We start from the raw sequence: 24,758 nt of genomic DNA, 5'->3' as shown, positions 1-24,758 counted from the left end.
GCCAGCCATGGGACTGACTGAGTGGGCGTACCCGCTATCCGAATCGTTGCTGTCCGAGCCCCTGCCGCGCAGGTGGGAACACTCCCTTGGAGTGGCCAAGCGTGCTCGTTCGCTGGCCCCGATCCTCGGTGACGACGCGGAGCTCCTGGAAGCAGCCGCAGTGCTGCATGACATCGGCTACTCGCCGGACGTTGCGGTCACTGGCTTCCACCCTCTGGACGGCGCGCGGTTTCTTCGCCAGCAGGAAGGCGTGGACGAACGGGTCGTCCGCCTCGTGGCTCACCACTCGTGCGCTCTCTTGGAAGCTGAGGAGCGGGGACTCAGGCAGGAGCTGGAAAGCGAGTTTGACCTAGAGCGGTCCGACCTCGTCGACACGCTGCTCTTCTGCGACATGACCACCACCCCGGACGGCACGGAGACGACGGCAGCCGCCCGCCTTGACGAGATCGTGAATCGATACGGCCCCGACACCATCGTGGGCCGCTTCATTCAGCGGGCGGCACCGGAGATCCACGCAGCCGTGCGGCGCGTGGAAGGCCGCCTCGTTGAGGCCCGTACCGACGTTCAGCCGATGTAGGGAGCCTGGCGTGAGTCGTCCAGGCCGTGCTGAATGCGTAGGCGCATTGACGGGTGGATGTCCAGGTCATCGAGGTCCGCCGGGTCTATCCAGCGGACCTCTTTCGACTCGCTGCTCGTACGCAGAGAGCCCCCGGTGGGGTGGGCCCGGAAGCAGATCGAGAACTGTTGGCGGACTTCACCGTCGTCGTACGCCATCACATGCCGCGGGTCTGTGTAGAGCCCCACGATGTTGTCGATTTCGACGGTGATCCCGGTCTCTTCCAGCACCTCCCGTACGACGGTGTCGCCGACGCTCTCGCCGATGTCGTGGCCACCGCCGGGGACCGCCCACAAGTCGTTGTCCGTCTTATGGATGAGCAGGATTCGCCCCGCGTCATCCCGCACGACTGCGGTGACCGAGGGAACCACAGAGTTCGCCTTGGGGGCATTCGCGTCGCGGTAGTAGTCGATTCGGCTCATGCGGTCGTTCCTCCGAGATCCGTAGGGGACGAAATGGGGCGGGCGGTCTCCCAGACTCGTTCGATGCTCTCAGCGTAGGCGTCGAACAACTCGCCCCCTGGAACGCGTTGGATGTGAAGTACGGGAGCCATGTAGGCCCCGACGCCGTAAAGGTGGCCGTTCGCGAGCATCTCGTCATCGGCGCGGTACAGCGAGTTGTAAAGCGTGGTGCGGTGAAGGCGGAACTCGACACCGGGGAGCCCGAAGAGGGGCCGGTAGTTGACCAGCGCATTCCGAATCTTGCTGGCCATAGCCGGGCCGATCCCCTCGTCTTCACCGCGAACGGCCACAGCGGGGCAGTCCGGGTCTCCGAGCATGAAGCGGATCGGTACGCCGTCCGATGACTTCTCTTTGACGATGCGGTGGAACGAGGCATCCTCAGTGAGCCAGAAGCCGGAGTACACGACGACGTCGAAGCTCTCCCGGGTCTGCTCGTAGAGCTTGTTCCAGAGCTGCTTGGGCACGACGGATCGGTGCGGGTACAGCTTGACCAGCTCAGCGTTCCCGGCCTCCGTGACCTCTGCTGAGGTCTGCTCTTCCGGCCACAGGTAGGACACCTCGCATTGCAGGAGCGAGGCGGTCGCGTACTGGAAGCGCCTGTACGGCTTGCGCTTCGCGTGGTTGATCCAGCGCTCGACAGTCTTGGCCGACACCCCGAGCCTGGCCCCCACCTGGTCAAGTGTCATGCCACTCTCGACTATCGCGCCGCGAAGCCTCTCGTTGGCCACGTCGAACTCCCGCTGCGTTGGGACGACTTGGGACGACTTCACCGTACCTAAGTCGTGCACAGGTCGTACATGTGCGGGGTCGAACGTCTTCGCCCCCGGGGCGAGTCTGTAAGCACATCGAGCGCGAGGGGCTCGCGAAATCCAAAAAGCCGAAGGGCTTGACGCCGCGAACACCTCTCTGCATGATGAGGAACACGTACTACATGTACCTCACGGACTTGTGAGGCGCATGGCAGAGGGCGGGGACGCTGCAATCCCGCTAAAGGCCAGGTGGAACAGGGTTTCGGCCCGTACTGGCGAGGTGGCCCGGTGACCGCGAGCAACGGCCGGAGGGTGGGGACTTGGTCCCCCTTGCAGTGCGTATCCCCTGTTCAGCCGGTTGAAGGAGTGGCAGTGAATCGACGAAAGCGATGGGCGCGGCCGTGGTTGATCGGCACGGCGGCGCCGCTCCATCCCAGGTCCGTGAGCGCGAGAGCGCCGCGGCCAACCGGTCACCTTCGACCGCCTCGCGGCGGCTAGCGCCGCGCCGGTTGCCTCCTTCGCCCGTCCGGGCGCCCTTCGGGGCGGTCTCGTACGGGCGGGGTTGAGGGGAGCCGGGGAGAGCCCTGAGCCCATTTCGAGAGGACGCTCACCGTGGATCAGAACCAGATCGATGACATCGCCCGCCGTATCGCTTCGGCCGCAGCGCAGTTCGCCCCGGACTACCGGCCGACGCCCGCTCAGAAGGCGGACGCCTCTGCGGTCCTGCACGGCATGCTCCGGGCGATCGAGATTTACGGCGTGACGTTCGCCCACTTCGACGCGGTCGCCGACTTCCCCCGCATGGCCATCCAGCTCGTGCAGCACCGCGACACACAGGCCTGAACCGCCAGCCATCACCCGCTAACTAACTAAGTAAGTCACGGAGGAGATCACTCGTGAGCCGCAACGAAACCCCCGAACAGCACGCCGCCGCCATCCGAGCTGCGGAGGACGCAGCCGATGCGCTTATCGCCGCCACCCGGCACCAGCCCACCCAGGACACGACCGTGGTCATGGGCGAGCGCTACAGCGGCACCGTCGAAGCGAACGGAGACGTGACCTTCAGCTTCTAGCCGGACCGGCGCCACCGTCCGATCGCACTGCCGCCCCGATGGTCGCAAGGCCGGGTTCGACTCCCGGTCGGGGCACTACCGGACCGCTTCACCGGTCCGGCCTCCCCTGCCGGGGCTGGCCGCCTCTCGCCAAAAGACCGAGGCCGCCCCGGCATTGCCTTCCCTTCGAGGAGTTGCCCGATGGCTGCTGCCATGTTCGCTGCTGTGTTCGTCGCCCTGTACGTCGCCCACAGCGTGGGCGACCACTGGGTACAGACCTCCTGCCAGTCCGCCCACAAGGGCCGCCCCGGCTGGGTCGGCCGCCTCGCCGGAGCCCGGCATGTCGCCACTTTGACCGCCACCAAGCTCGCGCTCTTACTGCCGGTCGTCTGGCTGCTGAACCTCTCGGTGACCGTGCCCGGCTTGCTCCTGGGCCTGGGTATCGACGCCGTCACCCACTGGTGGGCCGACCGCCGCAGCACGCTTGCGTGGCTGGCCAAGGTGACCGGCAAGGCCGAGTTCTACCGACTCGGCTCTCCGCGCCCCGACCGTGACGACAACCCGCACATCGGGACCGGCGCCTACGCCCTTGACCAGTCCTTCCACCACCTGTGGCTGCTGGTGGCCGCGCTCATCATCGCCACCGTCTGACCACCTGGCACAGCCCACAACCCAAAGGAGAAAGCCCATGCCCGTCCAAGACGTCCACTTCCATTGCCCGGAGTGTCACCCGCAGCTCGTCATCGGCTCTACCCCGGCCATCTGCGGGCGCACCATCCAGTACCTCATCGAGGGCACGGGCCGTGCGCGCAAGTGCCCCGACTGCAAGCACCAGAGGCGCGGACACGAACGCGACCACCGCTGACGCCACATCACACCGAGGCGTGTGCTGCCTCCTTGCTCATGCCGCCCCGATGGTCGCAAGGCCGGGTTCGACTCCCGGTCGGGGCACTACCGGACCGTTCCACCGGTCCGGCCTCCCCTGCCCGGGGTGGCCGCCTCTCGCCAAAAGACCGAGGCCGCCCCGGCATCCTCTTCCCTTCGAATCCAGGAGTCACCCCATGCGTAGTTTCATCGGCGCTCATCAGGTCATCTCGGCTGACGACTTCCTCGAACTGGCCCTTGGCACCCCCGTGGAACTGTGGCTCGGGGAGGACGGCGAGAGCGACACGGAGCGCGCCGCCCGCCTGGATGCGGCGCGCGACATCCTCGCCCACCCCGAGTACCAGAACCTGCCGGACGATGTGGCCCGCCTCGCCGCCGAGGCGATCGAGGCCCACGCCCCGGAGCTGTTCAACGTCATCCCGCTGGTGCGGCCCACCGCCCGACGTCGGTTCTCCGCGAAGGGGGCTGCGGCATGAGCGCGAACACGAAGCCTTCCCCCAGTGGCGGGGCCCTGGCTCTGATCATGGTGGGCTCGCTGGCCATGATGGCCGCCACCGTCTGCCTGCTCGCGCTGCATGAGCCCGCCTGGCGCTTCGCCGTTGCGGGCGGGGCCGCGGTGCACTTCGCCGGGTGGCTCCTGCACGGCCGTCGAGTGCGGCGGATGGGCGGTGCGGCATGAACCGCAAGGGGAAGACCCTCCTGGTGGCCGCGCTGGTCGCGGTCGTCACCATGGCGTTCCGGGTGTCGTGGAACGCGCTGCGCGACATCGCGGGCGCGGTCGGCGCCGATGCCACGGCCGCGACGCTCTACCCATTCGTGGTCGACGGCCTGATGGCCCTCGCCCTGGTCGCCACGCTGGTGCTCGCCGGGCGGGATCGGACGGTCGCGCTGCGCGTGCTGGGCACCTACACCGGCGCCTCACTGGTCCTGAACTACGTGCACGGCCTGGTGCCCGATCTGCACGGCCGCACGGTCGACTGGGGTCGGCTCGCGGACTGGGATCCGGCGAACTGGGCTCTGGTGCTGCTGGCGACCTCGCTGCCGGTCGGGTCGATCTACTTCGGTTCCGATCTGGTCGCCAAGGTGTTGCACCACCGCCCTGCCCCGATCGAGCAGGCGACCGTGAATGCGGATGAATCTACCGAGACCATCAGGAATCGGTCTACGGCTGACCTGCCGGTATCGACCCCCGATCCGATCACCGCGAACCCGCGAACGCTCCCGATTCCGGTGGCGGTCGGCTTCCTGAAGTCGGCCCTTCCTCTCAAGCCGCTCCCCGCGATCGAGGCGCCCGCCGTGCGGCCGATCGAGCCGCGTACGGCGGCGGCGGAATCGGGCCGCCCCCGCAGGGCGACCGGCCGGGTGCCGGACGCTGCCCGGCCGAGTCGGCCCAAGCGCACTGCGGAGCAACTCCTCACCGAGGCCCGTACGGCGACGGCCGACTGGGCTGATGCGAAGCTCACCGGTGAGGGCATCCGCCGCGAGGTCCGCACCTCGCCCGCCAACGCCCGGATGCTGCGCGACACCCTGCGTGCCGAACGCGGTCTTGAGGTGGCGTGATGGGCACCGCCTACGCCAAGTGCTATGACCCCACCGGAGCCCGCTACGGCCTGCCCACCTTCCCGTGGCGCCTCGCCCCGGATGACCTGGCCACCCGCAGGCAGTTGCGGGCGCAGGGGCTGCGTCCGGGCGGGCAGCCGATAGCGGCTCAGGTGATGATCCGGCAGCGCGGCCGGAAGTCCGGCGCGAAGGTCGCCTACCTCTACCGCCTCGATCGGGCGCTGCCGGTGCGGCCAATGACCTCGCGTAAGTGGGGTGCGCTCGCGCTGGCGATGCTCGCCCGCCGCACCTGCCCCGTCTGCGGGGTCATCTACAGCTATTGCCTGCCGACCTCGCTCGGTATGTGCCTGCTCTGCCACGACGCACAGCACACCGCTTGACCTGCACGGCTTCGCTCAGCGGGGTCCGGACGGCTCGCCTACCAAAGCGCCGCCCGGACCCCTTCCAACCCCATTGCACGGGAGGAACGTTCAGTGAATCACGACGACGAAGACAACCTGTTCAACCGGCTCGAAGCCGAGATGGCCACCGAGTCCGGCGGCGAGGTCCTCGACCTCACCGCGGCCCGTACCGCCCGTGCCGAGTCGGCCGCACCCGACTCTGTGCCGGACGGTCCGGGCGTTGAGTCGGCCGATCCGGAACGTCCGGTGATGGTCGACCAGCCGACCGCGAAGGCTTCCGGGCCGGGTTACCTGGGCCGTCTGCGGGGCGCCCGACGTCGCGCCGTCGTCCCGGAGTGGCTGCGGTCCATGGCCGAACTGAAGACCGCCGCCACCTGGGTGGCCAGCCACTACGCGCACGCCACCGGCTATCACGCGCTGCGCTCCCCGATCTACGCCGCCCGCCTCGCCTTCCAAGCCCCGGCGGGAGCAGCGAAGTTCGTGGGCGGCACGGCGCGGTGGGTCGCCGACCGCGAGGGTGAGCCCGTGCGCCTCGCGGCGGTGCGCCGTGAGGATGCGGCCGAGTACCTCAAGCTCTCCCGGCAGCGTGATGGACGCGTGCGCCTGCGCACCCTGGTCGCGGTGCTGGCGATGTTCGTCGGTCTGGGGGCCGCGCTGGCCATCTACGTCCTCGCCCCGACCTGGCTACAGGCCATCTCCGTCAGTGCGGTCACGATGGCGCTCGGCTTCGCGGGCCGCCGGGCCGATGACCCGGTCATCCACAAGGCCGTGGAACTGCCCAAGGCCGTCAAGCTCACCAGTGACATCGTGCTGCGCGCGCTGGGAGCGCTGGGCATTCCCGCCATCAACCAGGCGCAGGGCAAGGGCCGGGACGGGTTCGAGTTCACCGCCCCGATCACCCGGGATGGGCCGGGCTGGCGCGCGGAAGGCAACCTGCCCTACGGCGTGACGGTCACCGACGTCATCGAGCGCCGCGACCGCCTCGCTTCCGGTCTGCGTCGCCCGCTGGGCTGTGTGTGGCCTGAGGCGGTGCCGGATGAGCACACCGGGCGCCTGGTGCTGTGGGTCGGTGATCAGGACATGTCGACCGCGAAGAAACCCAAGTGGCCGCTGCTGACCAGCGGCAGCGTCAACCTGTTCAAGCCGGTCGCCTTCGGCACTGACCAGCGAGGACGCTGGGTTGAGGTCACGCTGATGTACATCGCGGGAATCATCGGCGCCATCCCGCGCATGGGCAAGACCTTCCTGCTCCGCCTGTTGCTGCTGATTGCGGCGCTGGATCCCCGCGCTGAGCTGCACACCTACGACATGAAGGGCACCGGCGACCTTGACCCGGTCGGCAACGCCGTCTCCCACCGCCATGCCGCCGGGGACGATGACGAGGCCATCGCCTACGCGCTGAACGACTTCCGCGCGCTGCGCGAGGAGCTGCGCCGCCGCACCAAGGTGATCCGCTCCTTGCCGCGGGACATCTGCCCGGAATCCAAGGTGACCAGCGAGCTGGCCGACAAGCCCTCACTCGGCCTGCACCCGATCGTGATCGGCGTGGATGAGTGCCAGGTCCTGTTCGAGCACCCCAAGCACAAGGACGAGTTCGAGGAGATCGCCACCGACCTGGTCAAGCGCGGTCCGGCCACCGGCATCGTGCTCCTGCTCGCCACCCAGCGCCCGGACGCCAAGGCGCTGCCCACGGGCATTTCCGCGAACGCTTCGGCCCGCTGGTGCCTGAAGGTCATGGGCCAGCTGGAGAACGACATGGTGCTGGGCACCTCCGCCTACAAACGTGGGGTGCGCGCCACCATGTTCGCCTGGGGAGACAAGGGCATCCACTACTTCGTGGGCGAAGGGTCCGATGCCCGCATCGTCGGCTCGGTCTACGTGGATGGCCCAGGCGCGGACAGCATCGCGGCCCGCGCCCGCAAGGCCCGTGAACTGGCAGGCACCCTGTCCGGTCACGCGCTCGGCGAGGAGCCCGAGATCACGGCGAGCGCGTATGACCTGCTCGCCGACATCCTCGCCGTGGTCACGGTCAAGGAACCCAAGCTGTGGTCCGAGACGATCGTGACCCGCCTCGCGGAACTGCGGCCCGAGGTCTATGAGGGCTGGGACCCCGAAGCGCTCGCCGCGGCGCTGAAGCCGCTCGGCATCGCCACCGTCCAGGTGGGCCGCCGGGTGGAGGGCAAGGTCGTCAACCGACGTGGCGTCGACCGCTCCCACATCACCACCGCGATCGCGGAGCGTGACGGAAAGCGGGACGCGGGCTGAGAATCCGGGGCCGCTAGCGCTAGCGGCACACCCCGCTAACGTTAGCGGCCCCGCTAGCACCCCAAACCTGCTCTGATCAGGCCGCTAGCGGATAGCGGCCCACCTGCGGAAACCCCTGAAACCCGCCTGGAAGGGCCCGTGATGACCCCTGCCCTGCTCGCCATCACCCTGATTCTCGGCGTGACGCTCTGTTACGTCTCTGTGTGTGCTGCCTCGCCGTTCGGCAACTGCCGCAAGTGCCGCGGCTGGGGCTTCGCGATGAAGAGCGACCGCAAGGGCCGCATGAAGCGCGGCAAGGACTGCCGCCGCTGCCACGCCACCGGCAAGCGCATACGCGTCGGCCGCTGGCTCTACAACCGGTGCGCCCGCATCCACCGCGCGGGCACCGACACCCCCGCCAACAAGCCCGTCTTCAACCCTGCTTCGAAGGGATAGCCCGATGGCCGTCACCGTCTCGCTGGTCCTGCTCTTCGGCCTGGTCCTCTTCTTCCTCCTGCGCGGCAAGTCCCTGGGCTACGGCTCTGCGTTCATCGCCGTCATGTTCGGGTTCTTCCTCGCCTCCACCGGCGCGGCCGGACCCATCAACGAACTCGCCACCGCCGTCATCGGCGCCATCCCCGACCTGTGATCGGAGGCACGGCCATGAACGAACAGATCATCGCCCGCCACTGGCTGGCCCTCATCGCCCCCAAAGCCGCCCCCGCACTGGCCACCTCCACCGTGCTCATCCTGGCCCGCATCTGGAACGCCAACGGTGCCGAACACAGCATCGGCAACGCCGTCTTGATGACCGCGCTCGCGCTCGCCGCCGGAGCGGCAGGCACGTTCGCCTCCATCGGCGCGGCCGGGGACTCCGTCATCGCCGGGACCGCGTTCGCCACCTCCGGAGCCCTCGCCTTCGCCGGGGTCGCCGGATACGCCGATGGTCTGCCCCTGCCGCTCCTGCTGTGGGTGCTGACCACCGCCATCGCATACGGGCTCGCCGCCCGCTACTGGCGAACCGACCGCCGAGACCGCCTTGCCTTTGAGCGCCACACCGGTGAGCGGCGCGAGCAGCACGCCCACCTCGAACGCGTCGAAGCGCTGCGGGCAGGAGCGCAGATCGAATCCGCCCGCGTCGGAGCCCAGTACGCCGAACAGCTTGCTACCGCCCTACTCACCCGCGCCGCCCTGCCCGGATACGACCCCATCGCTCTGGAACGCACGGGCCTGCCCAAGCTGCCTCAGACGGAGGAGAGCCGATGAGGTTCTACTTGACCACCCATAAACGTCACTGGGTGCGCCTCACGGGTATACCGCTGTTCTTGAAGTCCGCGCACTTCGTGGAAGCGGTGAAGCTGCCGCAGGCTCTTGGGCGGTACGCGGTCGATTCGGGTGGCTTCTCGGAGCTCCAGCAGCGCGGACGGTGGGCCCGCAGCCCGCGTCAGTACATCGATGACCTGTACCGAATCTGGGAGGGTGTCGGGCCCTTCGACTGGGCCGCGCCGCAGGACTGGATGTGTGAGCCGCTCATCATCCACGGCGGACAGGCAGGTCCCCTCACGTTCGTTGGAACGCATCTGAGCGTGGCAGAGCACCAGCACCGCACCGTCGCCAACTATCTGGAACTGCGCTCCATGGCCCCGGAACTGCCGATCATCCCGGTGCTTCAGGGCTGGGAGATGGCCGACTACGAGCGTTGCGTGTCGCTCTATGAGCGCGCTGGTGTCGACCTGACGCGGGAGCCGGTGGTGGGGCTGGGCTCCGTCTGCCGACGCCAGTCGACCCGCGAGGGCGCGGCCATCGTCACCGCGATGGCCGCTCACGGCCTGCGGTTGCACGGCTTCGGTTTCAAGACTCTGGGTCTTGCCCGCGTTGGCCACCTGATGGCCTCCGCCGATTCGCTCGCCTGGAGCTCCCACGCGCGCCGCCGCCCGGCCATGCCCGGCCACACCCACAAGAACTGCGCCAACTGCATCGACTACGCCCTGAACTGGCGCACCCGCGTCCTGGCAGGCCTGCCGACCTGGCAGCAACCCCTCCTCGACGCGCACTAGCTACGCCCGAGGCGGTCGCCTCTCACCAAAAGACCGCGACCGCCTCGGCTCTCCGTCCCTTCGAGAGAAACAGGAGAAACCCCAGCATGACCCAACCCGCCTTGATCCGGCGAGACCACCTCAGCACCGCCCTCAGCCTCGCGGCCGACGGTCTGCCCGTCCTGCCGCTGCACAAGGGCAAGGTGCCCTTCGCCAACTGCCCCGCGTGCCTGTACGCCTCGTGCGGCGGGCGCCCGCACATGAAGACCCCCGGGCCCTGCACCTGCCCGGCCCCCTGCCACGGCTGGGCCGCCGCCACCACCGACCCGAGCGTCATCAACTCGCCTGCCTGGGCGCGTGCGTGGCGCGACGCCGCCGCCATCGCCTACCACCCCGGCGGCGCGGGCCTCACCGTCGTCGACCTCGACACCCCCGACGCCGTCACCTGGGCAGGCCGGACCCTGCCAGCCACCCGGACCGTGGCCACCACGCGCGGACAGCACTGGATCTACCGCGGCACCATGCAGTCCGCGAACGCCGTCCGCGACGGCGTCGACATCAAGTCCACGATGGCCTACACGCGGTGGCTCGGGCCCGGCACCGGCACCATGACCGCGCTACCGGACGTGGTGCGCGCGCTCGCTGTGAGCAAAACCAGCGCCGTGCGGCCCGCACCGCAGACGATCCCCGGGCCCGCACCGGCAGGAGGCGGCGAGTGCCGCCACCGCACGCCCGCCTACCTGGAGCGTGGCATCGCCATGGCCGAGCAGCGCATCACCGAGGCCTGCAGCGCGGTCCACGCCACCGTCTACCGCACGTTCCTTGCCGTGCTCTCCACCCACGGCCGGTGCGGCTGCCTCACCGAGACGCACACGGCGCGACTGTTCACCGCCGCGCAGGCCAAGGGTGAGTCCCCCCGGCACTGCGCCGACGCGTGGACCAACGCCCGCACGAAGTTGGGACTGTGACCATGTCCGACGACGAAAAGACCCCAGCACGCGAGGTCATCACCGAGTACGCGCAGGCGCACTTCCGGTACTTCCGCACCGGCGACGGCACCGTGTACGCGCAGAAGAACGGCCACCCCGTGGCCCGCCCGATCCGCTCGCAGGGCACCACGGGCAGCCACCGGCAGGAACTCATGGTCGGCCTGTTCAAGGACGGGTGCGGCGTGTTCAACGGGTCCGCGCTCAAAGAGGCGTTGGACCTCATCGAGGCACTCGCGCTGTACGAGGGTGTGCAGCCCGTGTACATCCGCGTGGCCCCCGGATTCGACGGGGCGACGTGGCTGGACCTGGGCCGCGATGACGGGCAGTCCGTCCGCATCCACCCCACCGGCTGGGACATCCTCACGCCCGACCCCCGTGAGGTGTGCTGGCGGCGCACCCAGCTCACTGGGGAACTCCCACTGCCGGTCAAGGCCACCGAGGGCAAGGGCATCGATCTCCTGATGAGGCTGTGCAACTTCGCCACCGCAGAGACCGAGTGCCTGGCCATCGCCTGGCTCATCGGCTGCTTGGGCCCCTCTGTTCCCGTCCCTGCTCCGTTCCTCACCGGCCCACAGGGCGCGGGCAAGTCCACCGGTGGGCGGATGCTCGTACGGATCATCGAGGGGATGAGCGGCGACCTGCGGCGCGCGCCGAAGGATGAGGAGAACCTGATTGCGGCCGTGGCGGCTGGGTGGGTTACCGCCCTGGACAACCTCTCTCACATGACCCCGGATCTGGCCGACGCCATGTGCTGCATCGTGACTGGGGCCGAGAACGTCAAGCGCGCCCTGTTCACCGATGGGGACGTCTTCCGCGTCGGCTACCGCCGTCCCCTGCTCATGACCGGCATCGATGTCGGCGTCATCCGCCCCGACCTCGCCGAACGCCTGCTGCCGCTCCGACTCGAACGCCCCCGCGTGCGGCGCACGGAAGCCGAGCTGTGGGCGGAGTTCGAAGAGATCCTGCCCGTGGTGCTCGGGTCCCTCCTTGACCTCACGGTCAATGTTCGTGGCGCCGATGCCGACATCCCGACCGACCTGCGGATGGCCGACTTCGCGCACCTGTGCGCGCAGCTCGATGCGGCCACCGGGCTCGGCGCGCTCAACGCCTACCGGGCCAGCCTGGACGACCTGAACGACGACGTCATCGAGGGCGACCTTCTCGCGCAGACTGTCCTCAAGCACGCCGCTGGCCTGGACGTAGGGGCAGAGCAGCGGATGGCTTCTGCCGAGTGGCTGCACTGCCTCACCCAGCTCTACACCGGCGAGGACTTCCGCCCCCTGCCCAAGGGGTGGCCCACCACGGGCAAGGTCCTCTCCGACCGGCTGAAGCGGCTTCAGCCGACCCTCGCCGCCCGCGGCGTCCTCATCGACTGGGGCCGCACAAAAACCGCCCGCTACATCGAGATGGCCCGGCGGGTCGGGCCGCCCACGGAGCAGCAGGAAGCGGCGTTCTGATCTGCGGCGCCTCGTGGTGAACAAGCAAGAAGAGCACCCCGCGCCCGGTGCTCTTCTTGCTGTTCGGCGCAGCGCGCCGCCCGAGGGTCGCGCCGCGAAGCGGCTCCTTCTTCACGTTCTGAGCCGCGCCTCACCACCTACAGAACCTCTCCTTCTTTTTCCTAAGAGAGGAGTCCTGCGTCACCCGCGTCACCGGACACCGGGAAACGGCCGGTGACCAGCGGCGAAAGCGGTGACGCAGACGGCTACGACTGCGTCATCCCGCGTCACCTGCGTCACCAGTGACGGAGGGATGACGCGCTAGTGACACACCCCGAAACCACTGCGTCACTCAAAACCGCAGGTCAGACCAACAAATGACGCGGATGACGCGGTGACGCAGAAATCCGCACCTCGGACAGACACGAGACCTCGATGCCCTCAGCCTCAAAGGAGTCGGCCGTGGTACGCCCCCAGATGCTCAAGCTCCCAGAAGTCCTCACCGAGATCGGCATGAGCCGCGCCGCCTTCTACCGCATGCGCGCCCGCGGCCAGGCTCCCCGCCTCCGCAAGCTCCCCAACGGTCAACTGCGCGTTCGACGTGCTGACCTTGACGACTGGTGGGAGCGCTGCGAAGCACGCGCCATCTGACGACACCCTCCCAAGCCCGCCCCGCATCCCGGGGCGGGCTCTCTTCTGCCCTGGAGAAACATGCTCACGTTCGACGTCGTCTTCTGGTCCATCCGCCGCCGCTCCGGACGCCCGCGGCCATGGGAAGTGCGCTGGTTCGTCGGCCCCGAGTCGCATTCCAAGAGCTATTTGACGAAACCACAGGCGGACGGACGCCGGTCCCAGCTCATGGCCGCCCTACAGGGCGGCCAACGGTTCGACATGGAAACCGGCCTGCCCGAGAAGGAGTGGGCCGCACTCTCCATGCCGACCTGGTTCGAGCACGCGAAGGCGTACGCCCTGATGAAGTGGCCAAGTGCTGCGGCGAAGCACCGGGCGAGCATCGCCGAATCCCTTGCCGTCGTCACCCCGGTGTTCGTGACCACGCAGAAGGGGCGGCCTGACCCCGGAGTTCTGCGGGAGGCGCTGTACCAGTGGGCATTTCGCGCCGTGGAATCCGAGACCGGCGAGTACGTGGCGCGCTGTGATGCTGAGGACGTCCCGGATGAGATCAGGAAGGCCCTCGACTGGATCGCCTCCCATTCCCTCAAGGTCGTTGATGCCGCGAAACCGGAACAGGTCCGTGCGGCATTCACTGCTCTGTCCAAGCTCCTGAGCGGGAAAAAGGCTGCGGAGAACACGGCCAACCGGAAACGGATGGTCCTGAGCAACGCGTTTCGGTACGCCGTAGAGGAGCGCGCGCTGTTGTCCCGTCACCCTTTCCTCGCGGTCGACTGGACCGCACCCACCACGTCGGATGAGGTCGACTTCCGGTACGTACCCGGCCCCCGGCTGGCCCGCGATCTGCTCACCGCTGTGTCTGATCAGGGCGCCCGTGGTGAGCATTTGGAGGCGTTCTACGGCGCGATCTACTACCTAGCCACACGTCCCGCCGAAGCTGCGGCCCTGCGCGAGGAGGACTTCAACCTGCCGCCCGAAGACAGGCCCGACGCCTGGGGCGAAGTTCTCGTCTCGGAGAGCCACCCCGAAGTCGGAGCAGGCTGGACGGACAGCGGCAAGTCACACGACAAGCGTGGCCTGAAGCACCGGGCGAAGGACGCTGTGCGTTCCGTGCCGATCCCGCCGGTGTACGTCCGGATGGTGCGCTCACACCTCACGCGATACGGCGCCGCCCCGGACGGTCGGCTGTTCCGTGCGGCTGGCGGTGGACGAGTCCGGTCAACGGAGTACTGCGAGCTCTGGGGAAAGGCGCGCGAAGCCGTCCTCAACCCGACAGAGGCCAAGTCCAAGTTGGCCGACGTTCCGTACAGCCTCCGCCACGCCGCCGTATCGCTGTGGATCAAACAGGGCGTCGACCCGGCAGAGGTGGCGTACCGCGCGGGCCACAGCATCGCCGTGCTCTACCGCTTCTACGCCAAGATCCTGAAAGGCTCTTCGGACCACGCCAACCGGCTCATTCAGGCGGGCTTGGATACCTCGGACGGGGGCTGATCCTGGCCCGCGTATGGCCCGCACGTGCTGGTCAGAGGTGGTACACCCCCGATACGGGGTGAGACAGGCTGAGCAGAAAGGGCGCGACCCCATTCGGGTTCGCGCCCTTTGACCAGCACGTTCGCTGACCTGCTGCGGTGGGTGTGGGATTTGAACCCACGGTGACTCTCGCCACGACGGTTTTCAAGACCGTTCCCTTAGGCCGCTCGGGCAACCCACCCCGCACCGCCGATCAAGGCGGTGCGGGGACAAGAGTAGCGGGTCAGCTCTCGCCCTTGCGCTGGCCCAGGACCACCTCGGCCTTGTGCTCCTTGCCGTCGCGCTTGTAAGTGATCTCCACGGAGTCGCCCGGCTTGTGGGTCCAGATCTGGCCGATCAGGGTCGGGCCGCTGTCGATCACCGTGTCGTCCAGCTTCGTGATGACGTCGCCGGGCTTGAGGCCCGCCTTGTCCGCCGGACCGTTCGGGGTGACCGCCTGCGAACCGCTCGCGCCTTCCCGGGAGATCGTGGCGCCGCCCGAGTTCTCCTCCAGGGAGACCGAGGCGCCGATCACGGGGTAGACGGCCTGGCCGTTCTTGATCAGCTGCTGGGCCACGTACTTGGCCTGGTTGACCGGGATCGCGAAGCCGAGGCCGATGGAGCCGGACTGACCGCCACCGCCGCCGAGGCCGCCACCGCTCTCCGCGGGCTTGATCGCGGAGTTGATGCCGATGACCGCGCCGCCCGCGTCGAGCAGCGGACCGCCGGAGTTGCCCGGGTTGATGGAGGCGTCGGTCTGCAGGGCGCTCATGTACGAACTCTTGCTGCTGGCGCCGTCGCTGGAGGTCACCGGGCGGTCCTTGGCGCTGACGATGCCGGTCGTGACCGTGTTCGAAAGGCCGAAGGGGGCGCCGATGGCGATCGTCGAGTCGCCCACGGCCACCTTGTCGGAGTTGCCGAGGGGCAGCGGCTTCAGGTTCCCAGGCGGGTTCTTGAGCTTGATGACCGCCACGTCATAGCCCTCGGCACGGCCGACCACCTCGGCCTCGTACTTCTTGCCGTCCGAGAACGTCGCGGCGAGCTTTCCGCCCTCGGCCGCCGAGGCCACGACGTGGTTGTTCGTGAGGATGTGGCCCTGCTTGTCGTAGACGAAGCCGGTGCCCGTGCCGCCCTCGCCGTTGCCGCCCTGCGCCTCGATGGTGACGACGCTGGGCAGCGCCTTGCCCGCGATATTGGCGACCGTGCCGGGGTCGCGCTTGAGGTCCGCCGGGGTGTTCGACGCGGACACCGTGGTCGAGCCCGTGCTGTTGTCGTTCCGGTCCGCGGCCCAGAAGCCGACGCCGCCGCCGACTCCGCCCGCGACCAGAGCGGCCACGAGCACCGCTGCGACAAGCCCGCCGCGGCCCGCGCGCTTCGGCTCCTGCGGGTGCTGCGCGACATAGGAGGCACCCCATGTGGAGCCGGAGCCGCCCCCTTGGGCGTACGAGGGGACCGCGGGCGGCGGCGGAGGAGGCCAGGCGCCGGCACCGGGAGCGTGCGAAGGCGCGCCCGCGGTGGCACCGGCGTGCGCGGGGGGCGCGGGGGCTTGGTGCGCCGCGGGTTCCTGGCCGGGTGCCCCGGATGCCGACGCCCCGGGGCCCGGTGACCCTGGGCCCGGTGACCCGGGGGCGGGCGTTGCGGGGGCGGCGGAAGCAGCGGGAGTTTCCACCGGCACAGGAGGCGCTGACGGGGCCGGGGGTACCTCGTTGCCCTCGTTCTCGGTGCTCACAGCTCTTCTCCTCGGTCCACGCTGTCGTTCTCGGTCACGGCCTGGCTGTGCCCAACTGTGCATGTGTCTGCGGTCAGCTTTTCCCATGGGCTGTCAGGGCACCATAAGCCGATCCTGTGGATCCGGCGCAGTGTGCGCCGACCCATGGGCTCTCGTGTGGGTACCCCGTGATGGCACCATGACGCGGTGACCCTCGCACGACAGCAACAGATCCAGGTCGTAGCCCACCGCGGAGCCTCCGAAGACGCCCCCGAGCACACGCTGGCCGCGTACAAGAAGGCGGTCGAGGACGGCGCCGACGCACTCGAGTGCGATGTACGCCTCACCGCGGACGGCCATCTCGTCTGCGTCCACGACCGCCGCGTGAACCGGACGTCGAACGGCAGAGGAGCCGTATCCGCCCTGGAGCTCGCCGATCTCGCCACGCTCGACTTCGGCTCCTGGAAGACCATCCACGGAGAGGCCGACGAAGGCCCCGACTGGGAGGACACCTCCGTCCTCACCCTGGAGCGGCTCCTTGAGCTGGTGGCCGAAAGCAATGCTTCGGGGCGCAACGTCCAGCTGGCCATCGAGACCAAACACCCCACCCGCTGGGCGGGCCAGGTCGAGGAAAGGCTGCTTCTTCTACTGAAGCGCTTCGGTTTGGATTCCCCACCCGCCGATGGCCCCTCTCCCGTACGCGTCATGAGCTTCTCGGCGCGCTCCCTGCACCGGGTGCGGGCCGCGTCCCCTACTCTGCCGACGGTCTATCTGATGCAGTTCGTCTCGCCGCGCCATCGCGACGGGCGGCTTCCCGCAGGCGTGCGGATCGCGGGTCTTGGCATGAGGATCGTCCGCAACCACCCCGCCTACGTGGCCAAACTCCAGCGCGCGGGACACCAGGTGCACGTGTGGACCGTGAACGAGCCCGGTGACGTGGAGCTCTGCGCCGAACTCGGGGTCGAAGCGATCATCACCAATCGCCCCAAGCAAGTACTGACCCAATTGGGCCGCCGCTAACCGGAGTCCCGTCGATTACAGGGAGTGCACCGGCGCGTTCGGTCCGTATTCGATCGTTACGAGTGCGTCACCGCACAAGGATTGGCCGGTTTCCGGTCCAGTCCATTGGGGCATTCACACCGTGGCGTGGGGCGAAGGAGGTCTCGGGGGTGGCGTTGGTGGTGGCACGGGAGGTGCCCGCGTCGTCGAGCATGGCCGTACCCCATGGCCCTGCGGGCGTGGGAGAAGCAAGGCACCGGATGCGTGATCAGTTGCGCGGGAACAGGGTGCCGGAATCGGTCATCGACGATGCCGTACTGATCCTTTCGGAATTGCTCAGCAATGCCTGTCGGCACGGCAGGCCGCTGGGCGAAGGCATGGTGGGCGACGGTGACGTCAGGGCCGCCTGGCACGTGGACACATCAGGCCGGCTGACGGTCGAGGTGACGGACGGCGGTGGCCCGACCCGTCCCGTTCCGGCCACGCCCTCGGTCACCGCGCACGGCGGTCGCGGGCTCAACATCATCACGGCCCTCGCCGACACGTGGGGCGTGCGGGACGACACCCATGGCGAGGTCACGGTGTGGGTCGTCGTACATGCCGGGCACCGTCACGAGGACTTCGCTACGCGCGTCGTGGCCCCCTCGGCCGCCGCGATACCCGACCTCGCGTACGCGGACCCCTTCGAGGCCTCGGCTGACTCAGGCTGAATCCCGGTGCCCCATGGGTGAGCGGCTAGGCTCGCGCCCGTACGCCCCAGACGTACGAAGAGCCACGCTGGAAAGCCGCATCCGGGAGACACCCAAGATGGCCAAGAAGCGCCCTCAGACCAAGGGCAAGCAGCAGCCGCAGCTGACGGACGGGGAGGTCCCGGTCGTCGGAGCCCGCGAACCCTGCCCCTGCGGTTCGGGTCGCCGTTACAAGGCCTGTCACGGCCGGGCCGCCGCGCACGCGGTGACCGAGCTGGTACACCGCCCCTTCGAGGGCCTGCCCGGTGAGGGCGACTGGGTGGCGCTGCGCGAGCTCGTCCCGGCGGCGACCGTCGAACTGCCCCTCAAGGGCGGCCTTCCGGACGGCGTGCCCTCCGTCTCCCTGGCGACCGTCCTGCCGATGGCCTGGCCCGCCCTGCGCCGCGACGACGGCTCCGTCCTGCTCGGCCTGCAGAACGACACCGCCTCCGGCGACATCAGCCGCGACCTCGCCGACACCCTCCAGCGCGCCCTCACCGCCGAGCCCGGCTCGCCGGTCAAGGCCCGCCGCGCCCCCGCCGACGGTCCGCGCCTGCAGGACATCCTCGACCCCGAGGGCGTCTTCGAGCCGATCGTGCACGCGGGCTTCGAGTTCTGGGTGCCGTCCGCCGGGGATTCGGCGAACACCTCCCCGGAGGTCTCCGCCTCCCTGGAGCGGGCGAACGCCGCCGCCATCCCGACCGTGAAGCTCTCCGGCGTGGACTCCGCGTACTGGTGCGAGACCCCGGACAAGAACCACCTGCGCTGGGTCATGCCGCACGCCGAGGAGCAGCTCCTGGACGCGCTCGCCCGGCTGCACGCCGCCGGCACGTCGAGCCTCGGCGAGGGCACGCGCCTCGTCGGCTCCTTCCGGGCGCACGGTCTGACCGTGCCGGTGTGGGACCTGCCGACCGGAATGGGCGCCGAGGACATCGAGAAGCCCGCCGCGGAGTTCGCCGAGCGGCTCGCGACGGCGCTCGCCGACGAGGCACCGCTCACGCCGGAGGAGCGCAGGGCGCGCGGCGGTCTCACCAACCGCCAGGTGACGTTGAGCTGACCCACCAGTCAGTCGGCGGGAACGGGTGACTCCTGTCACAACTCCCCGTCGTCGCAGGCAAATCCCTGTCCGGATATCCGAGATCGAATTTGCCAAGAGCAGATCTCTTGTTACCGTTCAGGTAGCCCGGTTGCTGGTGCATCCCCCGTCGCCAGCAACCGGGCGCTTTCATGTCCGGCCCGGTAATCGGCCTGACCTGCGGTCTCAACTGGCCTTCGGGTGCCCGGAGTTGCTCCCGGAGCGCAGGAGCAGCGGACCGTCACTCCCGTCAGCGAACTCGGCCACCGCCGAATACGCCGCTGCATTCCCCGCCGTGCGCTCCCGTGGCGTCTCGCATGCCCCCGGCTCGTCTTCCGCGCCTACCGCGCAATGCATCTGTACGGTGCGTGCGCCTGGGCCCATAACGGTCAGTACGGCGCTCAGCTCATCACCGGTCATGTTCCGGTAGTACGTCCGCGCCCAGGTGTCGTCGCCCTGGGTCAGGACGCACGTCTGGGCCTCGATGCCCTTGGGAGAGGTGAGTTCGGGTCCGCACTGGGCGGCGGCCTCCTGTCCAGGAGACGCCCCTCCGGGAGACGCCCCTTCAGGAGAGGCCCCTCCAAGAGGCGCCTCTTCGGACGACGCGGCTACGGGAGACTGTTCCGAAGTCGACTTCTCCGTAGAGGGCTGTTTCGCGTCGGGATCTCCACCGGCGCCCACAGGCCCCGCGGACGCGCCGGCGAACGGCAGGAGAACCGTGATGGCCACGACGCCCAGGAGCGCGATCAGGCGGGGGTTCATGGTCCCTGACAGTAACGACGTTTGATGGGCGCCCGGCTCGCCGCGCGCCCATTTCCCTTACAACTCGGGCGCGCTCACACCCGTACGAGTGAGCGCGTCCACCACCGCGTCCACCACGGCCTCGACATCGGGCACCCAGGGCGCCGCCGAGCCGGGCAGCGGCGCCCGCTCCCAGCGCACCGGACCCTGGCCCGTCTCGGACGGCGGCAGTGCGAGATAACCGCCCTCTCCGTGGAAGCGCAGTGAGCCGGGCACCCAGTCCTTGGCGTACAGCAGTTCGCCCAACTGCTCCATGGAGTAAGGCGCGACGAGCAGGAAGAGACGGGCGGGCGTCGCCACGACCGGGCCGAGCCTGATGCCCATCTGGTCGAGCGCCGACAGGGCGCGCGCGCCCGCGATCGCGGGCAGGCTGACGGCGCACGGGGCGCTGGCGCCGGTGGCGAGCACGATGGGCGCGTCCGGGCGGTTCGTCCACCACCAGCGCACCATGCGCTCTTCGGTCGTCGCGGCCAGCAGACCGGGGTCGAGGGGATGAGCTCCTGGCACCGTGCAGTCGGGGTCGGGGCAGGCGCAGCGGGTGCTGTCGCGCCGGTCGAGCCCGACGCCCGGCACCACCGGCCACTTCCATGCCGTGGCGAAGGTCAGGGCTGTGCCGTTCAGACCCGGACTCCGGTCGGACTTCCTGCCGATGAGCCTGGACAAGAGCCTGCGTCGCCTTCCGAGGATCTCGCGCATGAGCGCTCGTTCCTTTCCGTTTACACGCCGAGGAACACGGCGGGCCACATCACACCATGTGTGGATCACTTCGCTGTGCGTAGAACTGGCGCATCACACCCCAGCCTGCGGCATGGGGAACCCCTAGGGGCCGAGCGTTAGCGTGGCGTGGGGTGGCGGTGCCTGGCGATTGCTGTCCCGCGTATTTCTTGCCGCCTCCCCCACGGGAGGATGGGGCACGGTCGTCGTGAGTTAAGACGCCCGGGTCCGTCGCCAGGTTCCGGGCTGATCTCAACTGCCCCTGGTCATCACCGAGTACGTACCCATCACGGCCGCTGTGACGCGCCTCCCGTGCCTGAGGGCTTGGGAGGTACCCCTTCTTCAACAATCCCAGTCGATCGCAATATGTTGTCGCCTCAGGCATTTTTGAGCCAAGTTACCAAGATCGCTGGAACGCCACAGAATTCCCACGGACACCAGGAATCCCAGCGGGACAATGCTGGACATCCCCTCACCAGTGCGTGTAGATGTGGAGAACATTGCTAGCGGCGCAGAATGACATGGGGGTTTGCGATGCTATTGAGCAATACGCACCGGCCGGAAAGCCGTCAGCCATGAACCCTCCGCACCTCCCGAAAGTGGCCGGAATCGATTCAACTGTTCCGTCACCAGCCCACACTGTCGCGCCTGCCCCGCAGGCCCAAGGCGCACCAACGGCCATGATCCAGGACCGGCTCGCGGGCTGGATCTCCGATCTGACGACGCTGCAAGAGCTCACCGAACGCCTGGCCCGCACGGCCACACTCGACGACGCACTGCACGAACTGCTGCACGCCGGAGCCGCTCTGGTCGGCGCCCGCCGCGGCCTGCTCGTCCTGGAGCCCTCCGACGGACTCGGCCCCGACACCACCATCGGCCTCGGCCTCACCCGCGCCGACCTCGGCCACATCGAGACGGTGCCCCGCGCCGCCACCGCCTTCGGGCGGCTCCTGGACGCGCCGCCCGCACCGGCCGGCGCCGAGACGGAGATCGTCGACGCCGATCTGCTCGCCGACAGCGGCCTCGACCCCCGCCACCGCGAAGTCGCCACCCGCCTCGGCTACGCCGCCAGCTACGCCCTGCCCCTGTCCACCGAGGCGGCGGGCCGCATCGGTGCCGCGGTCTGGCTGTACGACGAGCCCGCGGAGCCCGGCGAGCGCCGGCGCCACCTCGTCGGCCTCTACACACGCCATGCCGCCGAGCACCTGGCGCTGCTGCTCGAACTCGACCGCGCCCGTACGACGGAGGCCACCTTGCGCGAAGAGCTGCTGCCCCCGCGGCTGCCGCGGGTCGCAGGAGTGCAGCTCGCCGCCCGGCACCGCACCTGCGCGCGCGGCGGCGGCGACTGGTTCGACGCGCTGCCGCTGCCCGACGCCGCGCTCGGCCTCGCGGTCGGCTCCGTCACCGGGTCCGGGCCGAGCGCCGTCGCCGCGATGGGGCGCCTGCGGGCCTCCTTGCGGGCGTACGCCGTCATGGAGGGCGAGGACCCCGTCGCCGTACTGTCCGATCTGGAGCTGCTGCTTCGACTCACCGAGCCAGCCCGGTCGGCGACAGCCCTCTTCGCGTACTGCGAGCCGGCCCAGCGCAAGATCGTCCTGGCCGGGGCCGGACACAGTCCGCCGCTGGTGATCGGTGAGCGGCGCACGGAGTTCGTGGAGACCTCGCTGTCGGCGCCGCTGGGGATGCTCGCGTGCTGGGAGGCGCCGAGCGTGGAGTTCAAGGCGGAGCCGGGAGAAACGGTGCTTCTCTATACGGACGGCCTGCTGCACCGCACCGGCGACCCGATGGACCGGGCCTTCGCGCGGCTGCACGCGGCGGCGGCGAGTGTGCCGAAGGCGGTGCGCGGCGACCCTGCCGCGATCGCCGATCACGTACTGCGGACGGTGCTTCCCGACGGGCTCGACGCGATCGAGAGCGACGAGGACGTGGTGCTCCTCGCGGCCCGTTTCGAGTGACCCCCGCCGTCCGTTTCGAGTGACTTTGGGGATACGGCATGTAATGGGCCTTCCGGCTCTGGGCCCCCTTCCGTACGCCCGTACGATGGAGGGGGCCCAGTGTCGTACATAGGAGGCAGATCGTGTCGGAGGAGCTCAATCCGGAATACCCGGAGACCCCGGAAACCCTGGAGATCGAGTCCGAAGAAGAGCCGATCAAGCAGCGCAAGAACGGCCTGTACCCGGGCGTCTCCGATGAGCTCGCCGAGAACATGAAGTCCGGATGGGCCGACACGGAGCTGCACGACCTGCGGCCGATCGCCCAGGCCGAGCACACCGCGGCCCGTCGCGCCGCGCTCTCCGCGCGCTTCCCGGGCGAGCGTCTCGTGATCCCCGCGGGCAACCTCAAGACCCGCTCGAACGACACCGAGTACGCCTTCCGTGCCTCCGTCGAGTACGCGTACCTGACCGGCAACCAGACGGAGGACGGCGTCCTCGTCATGGAGCCGTCCGACTTCGCCGACGGCACGAGCGGCCACGACGCGACCATTTACCTACTGCCGCGCTCCGACCGCGAGAACGGCGAGTTCTGGCTGGACGGCCAGGGCGAGCTGTGGGTCGGCCGCCGGCACTCCCTCACCGAGGCCGAGACGCTGCACGGCATCCCGGCCTCCGACGTGCGCGAGCTGGCCGAGGCGCTGCGCGAGGCGACCGGGCCCGTCCGTGTGGTGCGCGGCTACGACGCGGGCATCGAAGCCGCGCTGACCGACAAGGTCACCGCCGAGCGCGACGAAGAGCTGCGCGTCTTCCTCTCCGAGGCCCGTCTTGTCAAGGACGAGTTCGAGGTGGGCGAGCTGCAGAAGGCGTGCGACGCGACCGCCCGTGGCTTCGAGGACGTCGTACGCGTCCTGGACAAGGCCGAGGCGACCAGCGAGCGCTACATCGAGGGCACGTTCTTCCTGCGCGCCCGCGTCGACGGCAACGACATCGGCTACGGCTCGATCTGCGCCGCGGGCCCGCACGCCACGACGCTGCACTGGGTGCGCAACGACGGCGCCGTGCGCTCCGGGGAGCTGCTGCTTCTCGACGCCGGTGTGGAGACCCACACGTACTACACCGCCGACGTGACGCGGACGCTGCCGATCAACGGCCGCTTCGACGAACTGCAGCGGAAGATCTACGACGCCGTGTACGAGGCCCAGGAAGCCGGCATCGCGGCCGTGCGGCCGGGCGCCAAGTACCGCGACTTCCACGACGCCGCGCAGCGTGTGCTGGCCGAGAAGCTGGTGGAGTGGGGCCTCGTCGAGGGCCCGGTCGAGCGCGTCCTGGAGCTGGGCCTTCAGCGTCGCTGGACCCTGCACGGCACCGGCCACATGCTCGGCATGGACGTCCACGACTGCGCCGCCGCGCGCCGCGAGTCGTACGTCGACGGTGTCCTGGAGCCCGGCATGTGCCTCACCGTCGAGCCCGGCCTGTACTTCCAGGCGGACGACCTGACCGTGCCGGAGGAGTACCGCGGGATCGGCGTGCGGATCGAGGACGACATCCTCGTGACGGCCGACGGCAACAAGAACCTGTCGGCTTCGCTGCCGCGGCGTGCGGATGACGTCGAGGCGTGGATGGCCGAGCTGAAGGACTGACCTGAAGGGCTGACCTGAAGGATTGAGCCGCTTTTTGAACCGGGCCTCTTCTTTTGAAGAGGCCCGGTTCTGCGTTTCCGGGGGGCCTAGCGCTCGTCCTCGCCCGCCACCTTCGCGGTGCTCAGGGCGATGCGGTTCCAGGTGTTGATGGTGAAGATCAGGGCCAGTACGTGGCCCAGCTCCGTCTCGTCGAACTGCTCGGCCGTGCGGGCGTATACGTCGTCCGGGACGCCGCCCCGGTCGACGAGCGTGACGGCCTCGGTCAGGTCGAGGGCCGCCTGCTCCTTCTCCGTGAAGAAGTTCCTCGCCTCGCGCCATACGCCGACCATGTGCAGGCGTGCCTCGTCCTCGCCGGCCTTGCGGGCGTCGGAGGTGTGCATGTGGAGGCAGTACGCGCAGCCGTTGAGCAGCGAGGCGCGGATCTGGATCAGCTCGACCAGGGCCGGGTCGAGGCCGTCGCGGGCGGCGGCGTCGAGGCCGATCACCGCCTTGAAGGCCTTGGGCGCGGCCTTGGCGAAGTTGAGGCGGGGGGCGTGCGGGGCGGTGGTCTGCGTGGCGGTGGCGTTGTTCGTCATGGCCATGAATCTACGG

General features: G+C 69.1%; 29 protein-coding genes and 1 tRNA gene. 23 read left to right on the top strand and 7 right to left on the bottom strand.

Annotated features, from left to right (window positions below; genetic code table 11):
* Positions 1-7: 7 nt before the first annotated feature.
* Positions 8-577 (top strand): HD domain-containing protein, encoded by a 570-nt coding sequence (locus tag ACGFX9_RS34000; protein WP_393482198.1) that lies wholly within the window; start codon positions 8-10, stop codon positions 575-577.
* Here ACGFX9_RS34000 and ACGFX9_RS33995 read toward each other — a convergent pair.
* Positions 565-1,038: an NUDIX domain-containing protein gene (locus ACGFX9_RS33995; protein WP_393482195.1), complete on the bottom strand. Its 474-nt coding sequence runs from the start codon at positions 1,036-1,038 to the stop codon at positions 565-567. The genes ACGFX9_RS34000 and ACGFX9_RS33995 overlap by 13 nt on opposite strands.
* The gene (locus ACGFX9_RS33990) at positions 1,035-1,805 is read right to left on the bottom strand and encodes a helix-turn-helix domain-containing protein (protein ID WP_393482192.1); all 771 of its coding nucleotides are present in this window, start codon (positions 1,803-1,805) and stop codon (positions 1,035-1,037) included. The genes ACGFX9_RS33995 and ACGFX9_RS33990 overlap by 4 nt, the downstream gene beginning before the upstream one ends.
* A 633-nt stretch (positions 1,806-2,438) precedes the next feature.
* Between ACGFX9_RS33990 and ACGFX9_RS33985 the strand changes: the two genes are divergently transcribed.
* From ACGFX9_RS33985 to ACGFX9_RS33905, 17 genes are all read left to right on the top strand, one after another.
* A complete protein-coding gene (locus ACGFX9_RS33985) occupies positions 2,439-2,669 on the top strand; it encodes a hypothetical protein (RefSeq protein ID WP_393482189.1) in 231 nt (76 codons plus the stop codon).
* Positions 2,670-2,722: 53 nt separating this feature from the next.
* The gene (locus ACGFX9_RS33980) at positions 2,723-2,899 is read left to right on the top strand and encodes a hypothetical protein (RefSeq protein ID WP_393482186.1); all 177 of its coding nucleotides are present in this window, start codon (positions 2,723-2,725) and stop codon (positions 2,897-2,899) included.
* A 180-nt stretch (positions 2,900-3,079) separates the two neighbouring features.
* Positions 3,080-3,529, top strand: coding sequence for a transcriptional regulator (locus ACGFX9_RS33975; RefSeq protein WP_393482183.1), 450 nt, complete (start codon positions 3,080-3,082; stop codon positions 3,527-3,529).
* A gap of 37 nt (positions 3,530-3,566) precedes the next feature.
* The gene (locus tag ACGFX9_RS33970) at positions 3,567-3,743 is read left to right on the top strand and encodes a hypothetical protein (RefSeq protein WP_393482181.1); all 177 of its coding nucleotides are present in this window, start codon (positions 3,567-3,569) and stop codon (positions 3,741-3,743) included.
* A 196-nt stretch (positions 3,744-3,939) separates the two neighbouring features.
* Entirely contained in the window at positions 3,940-4,239 is a 300-nt protein-coding gene (locus ACGFX9_RS33965) for a hypothetical protein (RefSeq protein WP_393482179.1), read from the top strand.
* Positions 4,236-4,442 (top strand): hypothetical protein, encoded by a 207-nt coding sequence (locus tag ACGFX9_RS33960; RefSeq protein WP_393482176.1) that lies wholly within the window; start codon positions 4,236-4,238, stop codon positions 4,440-4,442. The genes ACGFX9_RS33965 and ACGFX9_RS33960 overlap by 4 nt, the downstream gene beginning before the upstream one ends.
* Positions 4,439-5,323, top strand: a complete 885-nt coding sequence (locus ACGFX9_RS33955) for a DUF2637 domain-containing protein (RefSeq protein ID WP_393482173.1) — start codon at positions 4,439-4,441, stop codon at positions 5,321-5,323. Before ACGFX9_RS33960 ends, ACGFX9_RS33955 begins: the two co-directional genes overlap by 4 nt.
* Positions 5,323-5,703: an RRQRL motif-containing zinc-binding protein gene (locus ACGFX9_RS33950; protein WP_393482170.1), complete on the top strand. Its 381-nt coding sequence runs from the start codon at positions 5,323-5,325 to the stop codon at positions 5,701-5,703. Before ACGFX9_RS33955 ends, ACGFX9_RS33950 begins: the two co-directional genes overlap by 1 nt.
* A 93-nt stretch (positions 5,704-5,796) precedes the next feature.
* A complete protein-coding gene (locus ACGFX9_RS33945; RefSeq protein ID WP_393482167.1) occupies positions 5,797-7,989 on the top strand; it encodes a cell division protein FtsK in 2,193 nt (730 codons plus the stop codon).
* Between the two features lie 141 nt (positions 7,990-8,130).
* A complete protein-coding gene (locus ACGFX9_RS33940) occupies positions 8,131-8,424 on the top strand; it encodes a hypothetical protein (RefSeq protein WP_393482509.1) in 294 nt (97 codons plus the stop codon).
* Between the two features lie 4 nt (positions 8,425-8,428).
* Positions 8,429-8,617: a hypothetical protein gene (locus ACGFX9_RS33935; RefSeq protein WP_393482165.1), complete on the top strand. Its 189-nt coding sequence runs from the start codon at positions 8,429-8,431 to the stop codon at positions 8,615-8,617.
* A gap of 14 nt (positions 8,618-8,631) precedes the next feature.
* Entirely contained in the window at positions 8,632-9,234 is a 603-nt protein-coding gene (locus ACGFX9_RS33930) for a hypothetical protein (protein ID WP_393482162.1), read from the top strand.
* The gene (locus ACGFX9_RS33925) at positions 9,231-10,025 is read left to right on the top strand and encodes a hypothetical protein (protein ID WP_393482159.1); all 795 of its coding nucleotides are present in this window, start codon (positions 9,231-9,233) and stop codon (positions 10,023-10,025) included. Before ACGFX9_RS33930 ends, ACGFX9_RS33925 begins: the two co-directional genes overlap by 4 nt.
* Before the next feature lie 86 nt (positions 10,026-10,111).
* The gene (locus ACGFX9_RS33920; protein ID WP_393482157.1) at positions 10,112-10,972 is read left to right on the top strand and encodes a bifunctional DNA primase/polymerase; all 861 of its coding nucleotides are present in this window, start codon (positions 10,112-10,114) and stop codon (positions 10,970-10,972) included.
* 2 nt (positions 10,973-10,974) lie between these two features.
* Positions 10,975-12,450, top strand: a complete 1,476-nt coding sequence (locus tag ACGFX9_RS33915; RefSeq protein WP_393482154.1) for an ATP-binding protein — start codon at positions 10,975-10,977, stop codon at positions 12,448-12,450.
* Positions 12,451-12,891: 441 nt separating this feature from the next.
* Positions 12,892-13,080, top strand: coding sequence for a helix-turn-helix transcriptional regulator (locus ACGFX9_RS33910; RefSeq protein ID WP_393482151.1), 189 nt, complete (start codon positions 12,892-12,894; stop codon positions 13,078-13,080).
* 60 nt (positions 13,081-13,140) lie between these two features.
* Positions 13,141-14,550 carry a tyrosine-type recombinase/integrase gene (locus ACGFX9_RS33905; RefSeq protein ID WP_393482148.1) on the top strand — a complete coding sequence of 470 codons (1,410 nt, stop codon included), beginning with the start codon at positions 13,141-13,143 and terminating at the stop codon, positions 14,548-14,550.
* 135 nt (positions 14,551-14,685) lie between these two features.
* Here the strand turns inward: ACGFX9_RS33905 and ACGFX9_RS33900 are convergent.
* Both ACGFX9_RS33900 and ACGFX9_RS33895 read right to left on the bottom strand, forming a co-directional pair.
* A tRNA-Ser gene (locus ACGFX9_RS33900) sits at positions 14,686-14,770 on the bottom strand.
* Positions 14,771-14,812: 42 nt separating this feature from the next.
* Positions 14,813-16,297, bottom strand: a complete 1,485-nt coding sequence (locus ACGFX9_RS33895) for a S1C family serine protease (RefSeq protein ID WP_393482145.1) — start codon at positions 16,295-16,297, stop codon at positions 14,813-14,815.
* Positions 16,298-16,483: 186 nt separating this feature from the next.
* Between ACGFX9_RS33895 and ACGFX9_RS33890 the strand changes: the two genes are divergently transcribed.
* The 3 genes from ACGFX9_RS33890 to ACGFX9_RS33880 all read left to right on the top strand — a co-directional run bounded on the left by ACGFX9_RS33890 (position 16,484) and on the right by ACGFX9_RS33880 (position 19,060).
* Positions 16,484-17,296, top strand: coding sequence for a glycerophosphodiester phosphodiesterase (locus ACGFX9_RS33890; protein ID WP_393482143.1), 813 nt, complete (start codon positions 16,484-16,486; stop codon positions 17,294-17,296).
* A gap of 62 nt (positions 17,297-17,358) precedes the next feature.
* Entirely contained in the window at positions 17,359-17,985 is a 627-nt protein-coding gene (locus ACGFX9_RS33885; protein WP_393482140.1) for an ATP-binding protein, read from the top strand.
* A gap of 97 nt (positions 17,986-18,082) precedes the next feature.
* Complete coding sequence (locus ACGFX9_RS33880) at positions 18,083-19,060, top strand: DUF5926 family protein (protein WP_393482137.1); 978 nt, start codon at positions 18,083-18,085, stop codon at positions 19,058-19,060.
* 204 nt (positions 19,061-19,264) lie between these two features.
* Here ACGFX9_RS33880 and ACGFX9_RS33875 read toward each other — a convergent pair whose 3' ends face one another.
* Both ACGFX9_RS33875 and ACGFX9_RS33870 read right to left on the bottom strand, forming a co-directional pair.
* Entirely contained in the window at positions 19,265-19,840 is a 576-nt protein-coding gene (locus ACGFX9_RS33875; RefSeq protein ID WP_393482135.1) for a hypothetical protein, read from the bottom strand.
* A gap of 57 nt (positions 19,841-19,897) precedes the next feature.
* Positions 19,898-20,575 (bottom strand): bifunctional DNA primase/polymerase, encoded by a 678-nt coding sequence (locus tag ACGFX9_RS33870; protein ID WP_393482132.1) that lies wholly within the window; start codon positions 20,573-20,575, stop codon positions 19,898-19,900.
* Between the two features lie 539 nt (positions 20,576-21,114).
* Between ACGFX9_RS33870 and ACGFX9_RS33865 the strand changes: the two genes are divergently transcribed.
* Complete coding sequence (locus ACGFX9_RS33865; protein ID WP_393482129.1) at positions 21,115-22,548, top strand: PP2C family protein-serine/threonine phosphatase; 1,434 nt, start codon at positions 21,115-21,117, stop codon at positions 22,546-22,548.
* Between the two features lie 122 nt (positions 22,549-22,670).
* Positions 22,671-24,167, top strand: a complete 1,497-nt coding sequence (locus ACGFX9_RS33860) for an aminopeptidase P family protein (protein WP_393482126.1) — start codon at positions 22,671-22,673, stop codon at positions 24,165-24,167.
* An 86-nt stretch (positions 24,168-24,253) separates the two neighbouring features.
* On the opposite strand, the gene ACGFX9_RS33855 is transcribed toward ACGFX9_RS33860, so the two are convergent.
* Positions 24,254-24,742 (bottom strand): carboxymuconolactone decarboxylase family protein, encoded by a 489-nt coding sequence (locus tag ACGFX9_RS33855; protein ID WP_393482123.1) that lies wholly within the window; start codon positions 24,740-24,742, stop codon positions 24,254-24,256.
* Positions 24,743-24,758: the final 16 nt, after the last annotated feature.

Origin of the sequence: Streptomyces sp. NPDC048436 (genome assembly GCF_043200355.1) — a bacterium.
Taxonomy (GTDB): Bacteria; Actinomycetota; Actinomycetes; order Streptomycetales; family Streptomycetaceae; genus Streptomyces.
The sequence above is the reverse complement of the archived record's forward strand: the minus strand, read 5'-3'. Positions and strand labels throughout refer to the sequence as shown.

Bases quoted from the DNA above. Each gene is read 5' to 3' on its own strand.
- ACGFX9_RS34000 (WP_393482198.1), top strand. From the start codon at position 8: ATGGGACTGACTGAGTGGGCGTACCCGCTATCCGAATCGTTGCTGTCC.
- ACGFX9_RS33955 (WP_393482173.1), top strand. From the start codon at position 4,439: ATGAACCGCAAGGGGAAGACCCTCCTGGTGGCCGCGCTGGTCGCGGTC.
- ACGFX9_RS33905 (WP_393482148.1), top strand. From the start codon at position 13,141: ATGCTCACGTTCGACGTCGTCTTCTGGTCCATCCGCCGCCGCTCCGGA.
- ACGFX9_RS33975 (WP_393482183.1), top strand. From the start codon at position 3,080: ATGGCTGCTGCCATGTTCGCTGCTGTGTTCGTCGCCCTGTACGTCGCC.
- ACGFX9_RS33965 (WP_393482179.1), top strand. From the start codon at position 3,940: ATGCGTAGTTTCATCGGCGCTCATCAGGTCATCTCGGCTGACGACTTC.
- ACGFX9_RS33935 (WP_393482165.1), top strand. From the start codon at position 8,429: ATGGCCGTCACCGTCTCGCTGGTCCTGCTCTTCGGCCTGGTCCTCTTC.
- ACGFX9_RS33995 (WP_393482195.1), bottom strand. From the start codon at position 1,038: ATGAGCCGAATCGACTACTACCGCGACGCGAATGCCCCCAAGGCGAAC.
- ACGFX9_RS33920 (WP_393482157.1), top strand. From the start codon at position 10,112: ATGACCCAACCCGCCTTGATCCGGCGAGACCACCTCAGCACCGCCCTC.
- ACGFX9_RS33960 (WP_393482176.1), top strand. From the start codon at position 4,236: ATGAGCGCGAACACGAAGCCTTCCCCCAGTGGCGGGGCCCTGGCTCTG.
- ACGFX9_RS33950 (WP_393482170.1), top strand. From the start codon at position 5,323: ATGGGCACCGCCTACGCCAAGTGCTATGACCCCACCGGAGCCCGCTAC.
- ACGFX9_RS33870 (WP_393482132.1), bottom strand. From the start codon at position 20,575: ATGCGCGAGATCCTCGGAAGGCGACGCAGGCTCTTGTCCAGGCTCATC.
- ACGFX9_RS33855 (WP_393482123.1), bottom strand. From the start codon at position 24,742: ATGACGAACAACGCCACCGCCACGCAGACCACCGCCCCGCACGCCCCC.
- ACGFX9_RS33930 (WP_393482162.1), top strand. From the start codon at position 8,632: ATGAACGAACAGATCATCGCCCGCCACTGGCTGGCCCTCATCGCCCCC.
- ACGFX9_RS33880 (WP_393482137.1), top strand. From the start codon at position 18,083: ATGGCCAAGAAGCGCCCTCAGACCAAGGGCAAGCAGCAGCCGCAGCTG.
- ACGFX9_RS33925 (WP_393482159.1), top strand. From the start codon at position 9,231: ATGAGGTTCTACTTGACCACCCATAAACGTCACTGGGTGCGCCTCACG.
- ACGFX9_RS33940 (WP_393482509.1), top strand. From the start codon at position 8,131: ATGACCCCTGCCCTGCTCGCCATCACCCTGATTCTCGGCGTGACGCTC.
- ACGFX9_RS33865 (WP_393482129.1), top strand. From the start codon at position 21,115: ATGGGGGTTTGCGATGCTATTGAGCAATACGCACCGGCCGGAAAGCCG.
- ACGFX9_RS33875 (WP_393482135.1), bottom strand. From the start codon at position 19,840: ATGAACCCCCGCCTGATCGCGCTCCTGGGCGTCGTGGCCATCACGGTT.
- ACGFX9_RS33915 (WP_393482154.1), top strand. From the start codon at position 10,975: ATGTCCGACGACGAAAAGACCCCAGCACGCGAGGTCATCACCGAGTAC.
- ACGFX9_RS33970 (WP_393482181.1), top strand. From the start codon at position 3,567: ATGCCCGTCCAAGACGTCCACTTCCATTGCCCGGAGTGTCACCCGCAG.